The following is a 13838-nucleotide window of genomic DNA, read 5'->3' as shown; positions in this document are numbered from 1 at the left end:
CTGCATATCTGCGGCCAGCATGGAGTGAATCCCGCATTGGATTTTTTGGAAGAAGCCGGCGTCCCCAGGCCCGTCGCGCTTCGAGTGCTGTGCTCGCCGGACCACTTTCGCAAGCGCGAACGGCGGAGGTTCAGACGACCCGGCCGGCCAGCCGAGCAAGCACCCCTGCCTTTTACAGAAATGGCAGAGCCGCAATACTAGCGGACACCTGGCGAGTTGAGCAGGAACGGGGATGGTCCGCGCATCCCCACGAGGTCTTCCGTTACCCAAACAGCCCTTCGTCCGAGCCATCGCCATCGAAGAAACCGCCCAGGCTGTCGTCGTTGCTGTCTAGAAAGCCTTCCGACTCTCCGATCGCCCCGAGTCCCGCCTGTTCGGCCAGCGAACTGCCGGACTGATCGTTATCCGACAGCAGATGCTGGCCTCCTCCACCGTCGTGGTCATGGAACAGGTTGTCCAGGCCATGGAACAGGAAGCTGCCCGCCGCGACGCCGGCCGCCGTTGCCGCCATCGTTCCCAGCAAGCCCCCTCCCCGGCTCATCCCGCCGGGCATCGCATGCTGATAGCTCGGCTGGTAGGCATGCTGGTAATGCTGCGGCGCCTGCGTGGGCTGGGATCGGCCGCGTCCCCATACGTGATCGAGGAAACCGCCGCCCCGGCTTTGCTGGGCGGAATTCACCTGGCTCTCCAGCGCCGCGATGCGGGCGCGGGCGCTGTCCAGGGCCTGTTCCATCAACAGCGCGCGCTGCACCAGCAGGTAGGCCGCATCGGGCTGCTGCTCGAAGGCGCGCTGGATCAGGGCGTCGGCTTGCGGGTCTTTCTTGATGCCGCGGGCCTGGACCAGCTGGCCCAGGAAATCGTGAAGCATGTTTGCATCGGATGGGCTCATGGCGGTGCTCCTCATCGTTAGACATCGATAAGGAATCATGTTGTGTGCATGACCCGAAATTCAAGTTCGGCAAGCCGTTTGCGGTACCATGTCCGGGCCGCCACCACGAGGAGACCGCCATGGGTTCGACCCTGATTCCCTGCCTGCGTTACCAGGACGCGCATGCCGCCATCGACTGGCTGTGCCGGAATTTTGGCTTCCAGAAACGCACCGTCATCCCGAACAAGAGCGGCGGCGTGGCGCATGCGGAGCTCGTGCTCGGCGACGGCATGGTCATGCTCGGTTCGCACATGGACGACCGGCTGGCCGGGGTCATCGTTCCGCCGGATCGCGTTGGCGGCGTGCAGACCCAGACCACCTGGGTTCAGGTGGCGGACGCCGACGACGTCTACGCGCGCGTGGTCGACAGCGGCGCCACGGTGGTCCAGGAAATCGACGACGCGCCCTTCGGCGGCCGCACCTTCGCCTGCCGCGATCCGGAAGGCCATGTGTGGCATGTCGGCACCTGGGATGCCTGGGCTTCCTCTGCGCAGTGAGGCTTTGCTATGCTAGCGGTTTGAATGCAACCACCCTAGGGATAACAACATGGTTTCGCTGGCTGATCAATTATTGAAAGCGGGCCTGGTCGACAAGAAGAAGGTCAAGCAGGTTCACCAGGACAAGAGCAAGCAGCACAAGATCGAACTGCGCACCGGCGCGGAAGCGAAGAACGAGTCGCGCGAGGCGGCTCTGGAATTGCAGCGCAAGAACGCCGAGCGTGCGCGCGAGCTGAACGCCCAGCGCGACGCGGCCGCGACGCAGAAGGCCATCATGGCGCAAATCGTGCAGATGGTGCAGCAGAACAAGCAGCCGAAGACGAAGAACGGCAAGGACGACGTGCCTTACAACTTCACCTTCGGCACCAAGATCGAGCGCATCTACGTGTCGCCCCAGGTGCAGGAACACCTGGTCGCCGGCCGCCTGGTCATCGTCGGCACGAATGTTGGCAACAAGGGCGGCTTCGAACTGGTGCCGCGCGTGATCGCCGAGAAGATCGCGGAACGCGATGCCTCGCTGGTGGTGCAGGTGAAGAAGCCCAGCCAGGCGGTCGAGGAGGACGATCCTTACGCGGCTTACAAGATTCCTGACGATCTGATGTGGTAAGCCGGCAGCCGTAGGGTGGACGGCAGAGCCGTCCACCCTACAGGCAATTTACTGTATCAATGTTTGTGGCCGCAGCCCGACATCACCGGCGCGCCCGGCAGCTCGGCGCCCGGTGCGCGCCCGGTTTCCTCGTCGAAGCCGGCCGCCTTCAGGCGGGCCAGGTACTGCTGCCACAACACCTGCTGCTCGCTGCCGAGCTTGTACAGGTAATCCCAGCTGAAGATACCGGTCGCGTGGCCATCCGAGAACAGCGGCTTGATCGCGTAATTCCCGACCGGCTCGACACCCGTGATGCCGACTTCGCGCTTGCCCACCTGGAGCACTTCCTGTCCCGGCCCGTGGCCCTTCACCTCGGCCGAGGGCGAATACACGCGCAGCAGCTCGAAGGGAATCGCAAACGCGGCGCCGTCGTCGAAGGCGATGTCTAGCAGGCGCGATTTCTGGTGGACGGTCAGTTCGGTCGGGTTGGGCATGGCGATTTCCTGGATTACGTGAACCGGCGAAGGATAGCAGCTTCGAGCTTCGGCAGCAGCGCGCGGCGCGCCGCCAGCACGTCAAGCGGGGTCTCGCGCGCCGCCTGCGCCCACACCGGCGCCGGGAAATGCGCGTCGTCCGCATAGCGCGGAATCACATGCCAGTGCAGGTGCGGCACCACATTGCCCAGGCTGGCCACATTGAGCTTCAGCGGCTGCATCACTTCGCGCACCGCCTCTTCCAGCTGGAACACGGCTTCGTTGAGCAGCAGGCGGTCTTCCTGCGCCAGGTCGCTCATCTCGCGCACGTGCTCGTTCCAGATCACGCGGCAAAAGCCCGGATAGCTGGCGTCATCGACGACGATGACGCTGAACTTCGGCCCGCGCCAGACGACCGGTGCGGAGAGCTCGCACAGTTCGCAACCGGCCTGCTTCATACCAGCACCCTTTCGATACCGCCGTTGTTGGCGCGCGCCACGTAGTCGGGCAGCCAGTTCTCGCCGAGCAGGTGCCTGGCGATCTCCACCACGATGTAGTCGGCGGTGGTGCCGGCGTCGTCGTTGTAGCGCGACAGGCCCTGCAGGCAGGACGGGCAGGAGGTCAGGATCTTGACGTCGCCCTTGAAGCCGTCGGCGCGCAGCTTGTCGGCGCCCTTCTCCATCTCGGCTTCCTTGCGGAAGCGCACCTGGGTCGCGATGTCCGGACGGCTCACCGCGAAGGTGCCCGACTCGCCGCAGCAGCGGTCGTTCTTCTCGATCTGGACCTTGTCCGAGGTCGAGACCAGCGCGTTCACGGTCTTGAGCGAATCCTGCATCTTCATCGGCGTATGGCAGGGATCGTGGTACATGTAGCGCGTACCGGTGACGCCTTCCAGCTTGACGCCTTTCTCCAGCAAATACTCATGGATGTCCATGATGCGGCAGCCCGGGAAGATCTTCTCGAACTCGTAGGTCGCCAGCTGGTCATAGCAGGTGCCGCAGGACACGAGCACGGTCTTGATATCGAGGTAGTTCAGCGTGTTGGCCATGCGGTGGAACAGCACGCGGTTGTCCGTCATCATCTTGTCGGCCTTGTCGTACTGGCCGGCTCCCCGCTGGGGGTAACCGCAGCACAGGTAGCCCGGCGGCAGCACGGTCTGCACGCCCACTTCCCACAGCATCGCCTGGGTCGCCAGGCCCACTTGCGAGAACAGGCGCTCCGAACCGCAGCCCGGGAAGTAGAACACGGCTTCGGTGTCGGCCGTGGTCTTCTTCGGATTGCGGATGATCGGGATGACCTTGTCGTCCTCGATGTCGAGCAGCGCGCGCGCCGTCTTCTTGGGCAGGTTGCCCGGCATCTTCTTGTTGATGAAGTGGATCACCTGCTCGCGCACCGGGGTCTTGCCGGTAGTCGGCGGCGGCGCCTTGGTCTGCTCTTTCGCCAGGCCTTTCAACAGCCCTGCCCCAACCCGCTGGGCCTTGTAGCCCCAATCCACCATCGCCTTGCGGGTGGCGTTGATGGTGGTCGGGTCGGTCGCGTTCAGGAAGAACATGGCGGCGCGGTTGGCCGGCTTGAAGCTGCGCTTGTCCATCTTGCGCAGCAGGTTACGCATGTTCATCGAGACATCGCCGAAGTCGATGTTGACCGGGCACGGCGTCACGCACTTGTGACACACGGTGCAGTGGTCCGAGACATCCTCGAATTCTTCCCAGTGGCGGATCGAGACGCCGCGGCGGGTCTGCTCTTCGTAGAGGAAGGCTTCGATCAGCGCCGAGGTGGCGAGGATCTTGTCGCGCGGCGAGTACAGCAAATTCGATTGCGGCACGTGGGTGGTGCAGACCGGCTTGCATTTGCCGCAGCGCAGGCAGTCCTTGATGCTGTTGGCGATCTCGCCGATATCGCTCTGCTGCATGATGAGCGATTCGTGGCCCATCAGGCCGAAGGACGGGGTGTAGGCGTTGCGCAGGTCGGCGTGGGCGCCTTCCAGGTTCAGCAGCTTGCCCTTGTTGAAGCGGCCTTCCGGGTCGATGCGCAGCTTGTAGTCGCGGAAGTCGCCGATTTCTTCGTCCGTCAGGAATTCGAGCTTGGTGATGCCGATGCCGTGCTCGCCCGAGATCACGCCGTCCAGCGAACGGGCCAGCTTCATGATGCGCTCGACGGCCTTGTGCGCGTCCTGCAGCATCGCGTAGTCGTCCGAGTTGACCGGCAGGTTGGTGTGCACGTTGCCGTCGCCCGCGTGCATGTGCAGGGCCACGAACACGCGCGAGCGCAGCACGCGCTTGTGGATCGCGGTGCATTCGTCGAGGATGCACTTGTAGGCGGCGCCGTTGAAGATCTGGCGCAGCGGGGCGCGCAGCTCCTGCTTCCAGGATACGCGCACGCTATGGTCCTGGACCACGTCGAACAGGGTGGCGTCCGGCTGGTTGCCGATGCGCAGGTCGAGCGCACCGGTCAGGTGGCCCAGGCCCAGCTCGGCCAGCTCGCCGGTCACGTCGCGCAGTGGCGCGTCCAGATTCGCCAGGATGAAGGCCCAGCGCTTGCCGACCAGCTGCACCAGGGCTTGCGCCTGCTGCGGGCGGTCGCCCAGGATCTCGGCGCGGTCGACGGTGTCGCCGGTGGCGTCGTCGCTCTTCTCGATCGGCAGGTGCTCGTTGCTCAGGTACTGGTGCAGCTGTTCGGCGAGCTGCAGCTTGTTCTTGATCGACAGCTCGACGTTGATGCGCTCGATGCCGTCGGTGTACTCGCCCATGCGGTTCAGCGGGATGACGACGTCTTCGTTGATCTTGAAGGCGTTGGTGTGGCGCGCGATGGCCGCGGTGCGGGCGCGGTCGAGCCAGAATTTCTTGCGCGCTTCCGGGCTGACGGCGACGAAGCCTTCGCCGACGCGGGTGTTGGCGATGCGCACCACTTCCGAGGCGGCCAGCGCCACCGCGTTCTCGTCGTCGCCGACGATGTCGCCGAACAGCGCCATCTTGGGCAGCACGCCGCGCTTGGACTTGGTGGCATAGCCGACCGCGCGCAGGTAGCGCTCGTCCAGGTGTTCCAGGCCCGCCAGGCGCAGGGTCGCGAAGGCCGGGTCGCCGTTCTTCGGCAGGCTGTCCAGGTAATCCTTGATCTCGACGATCGACGGGATCGCGTCGCGCGCCTGGCCGAAGAATTCCAGCGCCACGGTGCGGGTGAACTTCGGCATCTTGTGCAGGATCCAGCGGCTCGACGTGATCAGGCCGTCGGTGCCTTCCTTCTGGATGCCCGGCAGGCCGGCCAGGAATTTGTCGGTCACGTCCTTGCCCAGGCCTTCCTTGCGGAAGCGGCGGCCTTCGATGGTCAAGGTCTCGGTGCGGAAAGGCTCGCCCTTCGGGGCGCCTTTCGTGGATGGGTGGGTCCACTCGAGCTTGAAAGTGGCCACCGGCGCGTCGTGGATCTTGGACAGGTTGTGGTCCATGCGCGTGACTTCCAGCCAGTCGCCGTTGGGGTCGACCATGCGCCAGGACGCCAGGTTGTCGAGCGCGGTGCCCCACAGGACGGCCTTCTTGCCGCCCGCGTTCATGGCGATGTTGCCGCCGATGCAGGAGGCGTGGGCCGAGGTCGGGTCGACCGCGAACACGAAGCCGGCCTTTTCGGCCGCCTGCGAGACGCGCTGGGTGACCACGCCGGCGCCGGTGTGGATGGTCGCGTACTCGCGGTCCACGCCAGGCAGGCGGGTCATCTCGACCTCGCCCATGGCCAGCAGCTTTTCGGTGTTGATCACGGCCGACATCGGCGTCAGCGGAATCGCGCCGCCGGTATAGCCGGTGCCGCCGCCGCGCGGGATGATGGTCAGGCCCAGCTCGATACAGCCCTTGACCAGGCCGGCCATCTCTTCCTCGCTGTCCGGCAGCAGGACCAGGAAGGGGTACTCGACGCGCCAGTCGGTGGCGTCGGTGACGTGCGAGGTGCGGTGCATGCCGTCGAAGCGGATGTTGCGCTTGTCGGTGTAGGCGCCCAGCACGCGCGTGGCGCGCTTGCGCAGGTCGTACATGTCGCTGAATTCGCGGCCGAAATCGTCGACCGCCTTGCGTGCGGCGGCCAGGAGCTGCTCGACGGCGGCGCTGCGCGAGGCGCTGTCGCCGCCTTCCTGGGCGTCCACGGTCAGGCGGCGCTTGTCGACTTCGGCCAGGCGGTGATGCAAGGCTTCGATCAGCTTGGCCCGGCGCTTCGGGTTGTCCAGCATGTCGTCCTGCAGGTAGGGATTGCGGCGCACCACCCAGATGTCGCCCAGCACTTCGTACAGCATGCGTGCCGAGCGCCCGGTCTGGCGGGCGCCGCGCAGCGCGTCGAGCAGCTGCCACGACGACTCACCCAGCAGGCGGATCACGATTTCGCGATCGGAGAAAGAGGTGTAGTTGTACGGGATCTCGCGCAGGCGCGCGGGAGCATTGTCGGCGAGCAGGGTATGGATATGTGCGGGGGCGTTCATGGGGATACGGATCGACGTCGGACAGGCCCGAAGGATGATCATTCTAGCTTATTGCGCTGCACCACGCAGGGGACTGGCAAAGTTTGCTACAGACCGCCTTGGAATGAAATCTCGCCACGAAGCAATTCATGCAAACTTTATTTGCACAAATTACCTGTTCTTCGTCAAAGGTATGGGTGCGTGAGCAAAACGACATATCCCATACCGTCTGCACATGCCGGCTAGTCCTTGACCTCGAAGGCCTTGCCCGTCTCGAAAAAGTGCCCGCCGGCCACGTAATGGATGCTCTTGCGGCCGCCCTGCTCCGGGTTCCAGTGACCGTTGCCGAAGGCGGCCGGATCGGCCCAGGCGGCGACCACCTCGCCCAGGAACAGGTCGTAGGTGTCCTGGATGTGCGGTTCGGGGATGAGGCGGCATTCGAGCCAGGCGATGCAGCCTTCCAGGAGGGGCGCGGCGACCTGTTCGCCCTGGAAGGTGGCGGCGCCGTAGGCGGCGAACTTGTCGACCTCGCGGCCCGACACGGAACCGACGTCCACGGTCAGCTTCGCCAGCTCGCGCGTGGGGACGTTGAGGGCGAATTCGCCGGAGGCTTCGACCAGCTTGCGCGTGAGGGTGTTCTTGTCGATGACCACGGCGACCTTGGGCGGCTTGAAGTCGAGGGGCATGGACCAGGCGGCGGCCATGACGTTGTCCTTGCCGGCGTGGTGGCTGGAGACCAGGACGGTGGGGCCGTGGTTCAAGAGGCGGTAGGATTTTTCGAGGTCGATGGGGATGCGGTGGGTCATGGGGTTAGAAGCGGAATGAAGTAGCTGCCCGCATCCTACCCCACCCGTCGTTCCGGCGAAGGCCGGAACCCAAGTTTGCGTGCGTGGCTGCTCACGCAAACTTGGACGAAACAATGCCAGTGGCATTGTTTCGGCCTTCGCCGGGATGACGATGCATAGTTCGCGGCAGGCTTAACCGATGAGGCGTTCGAAGAACTCCCCCACCGTCTTCCAGAACCCGTTCGGGATATACAGCAGCACCGCCGTCATCGTCACATACCGCAAGAACTTGCCGATCGCCATGTACATCACGCTCGGCCAGAACGGCAAGTGCAGCCACCCCGCCAGCGTGCACAGCGGATCCCCCACCCCCGGCACCCAGGACAGCAGCATGGTCTTGGCGCCATACTTCTTGAGCCAGCCGAACCACCTGCTCTGGCGTTCCTTGGCGAAGGCCACCTTGGCGCGGTAGCCGACGAAGTAATCCACCGCCCCGCCCAGGGTATTGCCGACGGTGGCGACGAAGATCGCCGGCCAGAACATCGCCGGGTTGGCCTTCACCACCGCGAACACCGCCGGTTCCGAGCCCAGCGGCAACAGGGTGGCCGAGACGAAGCTGATGAGGAATACCGACGTCAGGCCCACGGTCGGCGCGGCGAGCACATTCAGGAGCCAGAGGACGGCGTTTTCGATCATCGATGGTGGTCTGGGACGATAGTGTTGAGCGTCCATTATAATGACCCTCACTTATCGTCACGACACGATACGACGAGCCTGCTATCCAGTGCTTCATGTCGTAGTGCGGTACTGCATGCCTCGGCTACCCTCCCGGCAAAACAGTTCGCGTCGTCCCGGACCGCCGGCGCCCCTGGCACTCATTACAGACATCCGACCATGACTACCGACTACCTCAAGAAAATCCTGACCGCCCGCGTCTACGACGTGGCCGAGGAAACGCCGCTGGAACTGGCGCCCACGCTGTCCCAGCGCATGGGCAACCGCATTTACTTCAAGCGCGAGGACATGCAGAGCGTGTTCAGCTTCAAGCTGCGCGGCGCCTACAACAAGATGGCCAACCTCTCGCCCGAGCAGCTCAAGCGCGGCGTGATCTGCGCCTCGGCCGGCAACCATGCCCAGGGCGTGGCCCTGTCGGCCTGCCGCCTCGGCTGCCGCGCCCTGATCGTGATGCCGACCACCACGCCGCAGGTGAAGATCGACGCCGTCAAGGCGCGCGGCGGCGCCAGCGTGGAAGTGGTGCTGCACGGCGACTCCTACACCGACGCCTACAACCACGCCCTGCTGCTGGAAAAGGAACAGCGCCTGACCTTCGTCCATCCCTTCGACGATCCGGACGTGATCGCCGGCCAGGGCACCATCGGCATGGAGATCCTGCGCCAGCACTCCGGCCCGATCCACGCGGTCTTCGTGGCCATCGGCGGCGGCGGCCTGGTCGCCGGCGTCGGCGCCTACATCAAGGCGGTACGCCCTGACATCAAGGTGATCGGCGTGCAGACCCTGGATTCGGATGCGATGGCGCGCAGCCTCAAGGCAGGCGAGCGCGTCACCCTGCCCGACGTCGGCCTGTTCTCGGACGGCACCGCGGTGCGCCTGGTGGGCGAGGAAACCTTCCGCGTGGCCAGGGAAGTGGTCGACGAAATCATCCTGGTCGACACCGACGCCATCTGCGCCGCGATCCAGGACGTGTTCCAGGACACCCGCAGCATCCTGGAGCCGGCCGGCGCGCTGGCCGTGGCCGGCGCCAAGGCCTATGTCGAGCGTTCGCAGATGGACCGCGAGCCGGTGAAAAACGAAACCCTGGTGGCCGTGGCCTGCGGCGCCAACATGAACTTCGACCGCCTGCGTTTCGTGGCCGAACGCGCCGAGCTGGGCGAATCGCGCGAAGCGGTGTTCGCGGTCACCATCCCGGAGCAGCGCGGCAGCTTCCGCCGCTTCTGCGCCCTGGTCGGTCCGCGCAATGTCACCGAATTCAACTACCGCATCAGCGACGCGCGCGAAGCCCATGTGTTCGTGGGCGTGCAGGTCGGCAGCCGCGGCGAATCCGGCCTGCTGGCGCGCACCTTCGAGGAACACGGCTTCAGCACCCTGGACCTCACCTACGACGAGCTGGCCAAGCTGCACATCCGCCACCTGGTCGGCGGCAAGAGCACGCTGGCGCACGACGAATTGCTGTACCGTTTCGAATTCCCCGAGCGTCCCGGCGCGCTGATGCGCTTCCTGGACAGCATGGCGCCGAACTGGAACATTTCGCTGTTCCACTACCGTAACCAGGGCGGCGATGTCGGCCGCATCCTGGTCGGCCTGCAGGTGCCGAAGGCGGAGATGGAAGAGTTCCGGCAATTCCTCGCCACGCTCGGTTACCGATACTGGGACGAGAGCGCCAATCCGGTGTATAAGTTGTTCCTGGGGTCCTGAGCGGCCCGACGCGGGCTGCGTTACCAGCGCGGCGCCGCACACGATTATTGAACGCGTCGGCAGCGGAGCTGCCGACCCTACGGGTGTCACAAGCACCCTGTCTTTTCTATGAATACTCCTGATCAATCGCCACTTGGCAAAACCGCTGCATATCAAAGCCAGTACGCGCCCGAGCTGCTGTTCCCGATCCCGCGCCAGCAAAAGCGCGAGGAACTGGGACTGTCGGGCACCCTGCCCTTCTTCGGGGTCGACATCTGGAACGCCTACGAGCTGTCCTGGCTGAACATGCGCGGCAAGCCGCAGGTGGCCATCGCCACCTTCAGCGCGCCGGCCGACTCGCCCAACATCGTCGAGTCCAAGTCTTTCAAGCTCTACCTGAATTCCTTCAACCAGACCCGCCTGGCCAACACCGACGCCCTGCTGGCGCTGCTGCGCGAAGACCTGTCGAACGCCTTCGGCGCCACGGTCCACGTCGCGCTCACCACGCCGGACGCCTTCGGCAGCCTGAAAATGGGCGAGTTCGAGGGCACCCTGCTCGACCGCCTGGATGTCGAGATCGACGCCTATGTGCCTTCGCCGCACCTGCTCAGCGCGAACCATGAGGAAGCGCCGGTCGAGGAGACCCTGGTCTCGCACCTGCTCAAGTCGAATTGCCTGGTCACCGGCCAGCCGGACTGGGGCACCGTGCAAATCCATTACGTGGGACCGCAGATCGACCAGGAAGGCCTGCTGAAATACCTGATCGGCTTCCGCGAGCACAACGAATTCCACGAGCAGTGCGTGGAGCGCATCTTCATGGATGTACTGCGTCAGTGCAAGCCGACCAAGCTGGCGGTCTATGCCCGCTATACCCGGCGCGGCGGCCTGGACATCAATCCCTGGCGCGCGAATTTCAGCACCGGCAAGCCGTCCAACCTGCGCACGGCGCGCCAGTAAACGCCAGTAAGCGATGGACATGAAGGATAGATGTACGATTTTGGCCACAGTCGTGGCCGAATCGACATCATCCGGAACGATGGAAAATGATCTTTTTAGCACTGCCCGATTTTTGAGCAGAACGTGTTCAAAAGTCGGTGGAACGCGGCACGGGCATACGTTCGCTGGCCCTGCAGCTGGATTTCGTTAAGGAAATTGCGTTCCAAAATAGCTGAGAAATAAGACGGAAAGACCCCTGTTTCGTCGTGTGTCAGACGGGCGTTCGGCAAGGCCTAGATACGGACGCGAAATCGAATGTCATGGCTGTGAAACAGGCCTATAATGCGTGCTCGCAAGCACACCACTTGTGCATCGCACCATACGTTATGACGAACCTTAGCAAAATCCTCTCGCTCGACAACGTGCAGCTCGACCTCGAAGTATCGAGCAAAAAGCGTGCTTTCGAGCAAGCCGGCCTGATCTTCGAGAACAACTGCGGCATCGCCCGTTCGACCGTCTCGGACAACCTGTTCGCGCGCGAGCGCCTCGGTTCGACCGGCCTGGGCCATGGGGTCGCCGTGCCGCACGGCCGCATCAAGGGCAGCAAGAGCCTGAAGTCGCCGCTGGCCGCCTTCGTGCGCCTGAAGGAGCCGATTCCCTTCGAATCGCCCGACGGCCAGCCGGTCAGCCTGCTGTTCTTCCTCCTGATCCCGGACCACGTCACCCAGCAGCACCTGGAGATCCTGTCCGAGATCGCCGAGCTGTTCTCCGACGAAGCGGTGCGCACGGCGCTGGCCACGGATACCGACCCGAAATCGGTCCACGAGCGCATCATCAACTGGCAGCCAAGCCTGCAAGCTCTCGGCTAAGCTATACTGCGACTGCCGCGCGGCAATTTGGCTGCGCCTTTCCAGAAAACGCCATGCTGCAATCTCCGCTGACCATCCAACGGCTGTACGACGACAATCGCGATAGTCTCCAGCTGGGCTGGTTTGCAGGCTTTCCCGGCGGCGAGCGCCAGATCGCGGGCGACGCCGCTTCGGCCGCCGACCAGGTCGGCCACCTGAACCTGATCCACCCGGGCCGTATCCAGGTCTTCGGGCACCAGGAACTGAATTACTACACCCGCCTCAAGTCCAGTTCGCGCACCCACGTGATCGGCGAACTGATCGGCGGCGGTCCGCCGGCCCTGATCATCGCCCAGGGCCTGGAAACCCCGCCCGACATCCTCGCCATCTGCGACGAGCAGAACATTCCGCTGTTCTCGACCCCGCTGCCGGCGGCCCAGGTGATCGACTTCCTGCGCGTCTACCTGTCCAAGAAGCTGGCCCAGCGCGTGATCATGCACGGCGTGTTCATGGACGTGCTGGGCGTGGGCGTCCTGATCACCGGCGACTCCGGCCTGGGCAAGAGCGAGCTGGGCCTGGAACTGATTTCGCGCTCGCACGGCCTGGTGGCCGACGATGCGGTGGAGTTCTCGCGCATCGCTCCCAACATGATCGAGGGCCGCTGCCCGCCGCTGCTGCAGAACCTGCTGGAAGTGCGCGGCCTGGGCCTGCTCGACATCAAGGCGATCTTCGGCGAGACCGCGGTGCGGCGCAAGATGCGCCTCAAGCTGATCGTCCACCTGGTCAAGCGCGGCGCGCTCGACGAAGAGGTGGAGCGCCTGCCCTTCCACTTCCCGACCGAGGACGTGCTCGGCCTGCCGATCCGCAAGGTCGTGATTCCCGTCGCGGCCGGCCGCAACATCGCGGTGCTGCTCGAGGCCGCCGTGCGCAACACCATCCTCCAGCTGCGCGGCATCGACACCCTGCAGGAGTTCATGGAGCGCCAGCGCCAGGCCATGAGCGGCGACTGACAGAACGGCAAGGCTTGCGGTATCATCGGGCCATGCACATCGTCCTCATTACTGGCATCTCCGGATCGGGCAAATCGGTTGCCCTCAACGTATTGGAAGACGCAGGCTACTACTGCGTCGACAACCTGCCGCCTGCGCTGCTGCCGGCCCTGGTCGCCGCGGTGAACGAGACCGGCACCGGCAAGGTCGGGGTCGCGGTCGATGCGCGCAGCGCCGAGTCGCTGGTGGAACTGCCAGTGAGCGTGCGCCGCCTGCGCGAGGAAGGCCATTCGGTCACGGTGATGTTCCTGACCTCGAGCACCCATTCGCTGGTGGCGCGCTTCTCCGAGACCCGCCGCAGCCATCCGCTGTCGCACGAGCTGCGCCCGGGCGAAAACCCGGCTTCGCGCCGCACCCTGATCGAATGCATCGCCGAAGAGCGCGAGCGCCTGTCGGCGATCGAGAACCTGGGCCATGTGATCGACACCTCGGAACTGTCGGCCAACAAGCTGCGCGCCTGGATCAAGGAGCTGGCCGAGGTCGACCACGCGCCGCTGACTTTGTTCTTCGAATCCTTCGCCTTCAAGGTGGGGGTGCCGCTGGATGCCGACTTCGTGTTCGATGTGCGGGCGATTCCGAATCCGTATTACGACCTGGCGCTGCGGCCCTTGACCGGCCGCGACGCGCCGGTGATCGCCTTCCTCGACGCGCAGCCGAGCGCGGCGGAGATGCTGGAGGATATCCGGGCTTTCGTGGAGAAGTGGCTGCCGTCGTTCAAGACGGATAACCGCAGCTACCTGACCGTGGCCGTGGGCTGCACCGGCGGGCAGCACCGCTCGGTGTACATGGCCGAAAGGCTGGGGGCGTATTTCGGAGCGACCGAGCGGGTGATCGTCAGGCATCGGGAGCAGCCGAAGAATCTGACGGCGTAAGCTGTCTGTGCTCTCCC

Annotated in this window: 13 protein-coding genes; 7 read left to right on the top strand and 6 right to left on the bottom strand. The window is 64.5% G+C overall.

The annotated features are described in order from the left end of the window. Positions 1–262 precede the first annotated feature (262 nt). A complete protein-coding gene (locus tag J8847_RS08465; protein WP_211524251.1) occupies positions 263–889 on the bottom strand; it encodes a DUF2076 family protein in 627 nt (208 codons plus the stop codon). 44 nt (positions 890–933) lie between these two features. On the opposite strand from J8847_RS08465, the gene J8847_RS08460 reads away from it, so the two are divergent. Continuing rightward, positions 934–1425 carry a VOC family protein gene (locus tag J8847_RS08460; protein ID WP_373999864.1) on the top strand — a complete coding sequence of 164 codons (492 nt, stop codon included), beginning with the start codon at positions 934–936 and terminating at the stop codon, positions 1423–1425. Positions 1426–1474: 49 nt separating this feature from the next. Beyond that, the gene (locus tag J8847_RS08455) at positions 1475–2032 is read left to right on the top strand and encodes a DUF2058 domain-containing protein (protein WP_211524250.1); all 558 of its coding nucleotides are present in this window, start codon (positions 1475–1477) and stop codon (positions 2030–2032) included. 56 nt (positions 2033–2088) lie between these two features. Here J8847_RS08455 and J8847_RS08450 read toward each other — a convergent pair whose 3' ends face one another. The 5 genes from J8847_RS08450 to J8847_RS08430 form a co-directional block, all read right to left on the bottom strand. Beyond that, entirely contained in the window at positions 2089–2505 is a 417-nt protein-coding gene (locus tag J8847_RS08450; protein ID WP_211524249.1) for a gamma-butyrobetaine hydroxylase-like domain-containing protein, read from the bottom strand. A gap of 14 nt (positions 2506–2519) precedes the next feature. Next, the gene (locus J8847_RS08445) at positions 2520–2942 is read right to left on the bottom strand and encodes an HIT family protein (protein WP_211524248.1); all 423 of its coding nucleotides are present in this window, start codon (positions 2940–2942) and stop codon (positions 2520–2522) included. Further along, a complete protein-coding gene (locus J8847_RS08440) occupies positions 2939–6940 on the bottom strand; it encodes an FAD/FMN-binding oxidoreductase (protein WP_211524247.1) in 4002 nt (1333 codons plus the stop codon). Before J8847_RS08440 ends, J8847_RS08445 begins: the two co-directional genes overlap by 4 nt. A gap of 221 nt (positions 6941–7161) precedes the next feature. Then, positions 7162–7725 carry a flavin reductase family protein gene (locus J8847_RS08435; RefSeq protein ID WP_211524246.1) on the bottom strand — a complete coding sequence of 188 codons (564 nt, stop codon included), beginning with the start codon at positions 7723–7725 and terminating at the stop codon, positions 7162–7164. Positions 7726–7896: 171 nt separating this feature from the next. After that, a complete protein-coding gene (locus J8847_RS08430) occupies positions 7897–8400 on the bottom strand; it encodes a YqaA family protein (protein ID WP_211524245.1) in 504 nt (167 codons plus the stop codon). Positions 8401–8511: 111 nt separating this feature from the next. Here J8847_RS08430 and ilvA point away from each other — a divergent pair, with 111 nt between their 5' ends. The 5 genes from ilvA (at position 8512) to rapZ (ending at position 13821) form a co-directional block, all read left to right on the top strand. Beyond that, the gene (ilvA, locus tag J8847_RS08425) at positions 8512–10137 is read left to right on the top strand and encodes a threonine ammonia-lyase, biosynthetic (protein WP_373888746.1); all 1626 of its coding nucleotides are present in this window, start codon (positions 8512–8514) and stop codon (positions 10135–10137) included. A gap of 108 nt (positions 10138–10245) precedes the next feature. Then, positions 10246–11073, top strand: coding sequence for an NADPH-dependent 7-cyano-7-deazaguanine reductase QueF (gene queF, locus J8847_RS08420; protein ID WP_211524243.1), 828 nt, complete (start codon positions 10246–10248; stop codon positions 11071–11073). Positions 11074–11438: 365 nt separating this feature from the next. Beyond that, a complete protein-coding gene (locus J8847_RS08415) occupies positions 11439–11921 on the top strand; it encodes a PTS sugar transporter subunit IIA (RefSeq protein ID WP_211524242.1) in 483 nt (160 codons plus the stop codon). A gap of 53 nt (positions 11922–11974) precedes the next feature. Further along, the gene (gene hprK, locus J8847_RS08410; protein WP_211524241.1) at positions 11975–12910 is read left to right on the top strand and encodes an HPr(Ser) kinase/phosphatase; all 936 of its coding nucleotides are present in this window, start codon (positions 11975–11977) and stop codon (positions 12908–12910) included. Between the two features lie 32 nt (positions 12911–12942). After that, the gene (rapZ, locus tag J8847_RS08405) at positions 12943–13821 is read left to right on the top strand and encodes an RNase adapter RapZ (RefSeq protein ID WP_211524240.1); all 879 of its coding nucleotides are present in this window, start codon (positions 12943–12945) and stop codon (positions 13819–13821) included. Positions 13822–13838: the final 17 nt, after the last annotated feature.

It is taken from the genome of Massilia sp. AB1 (assembly GCF_018119385.1).
Classification (GTDB): domain Bacteria; phylum Pseudomonadota; class Gammaproteobacteria; order Burkholderiales; family Burkholderiaceae_D; genus Telluria.
Note: the sequence above shows the minus strand (reverse complement) of the source record. Positions and strands in the feature narration are given on the sequence as shown.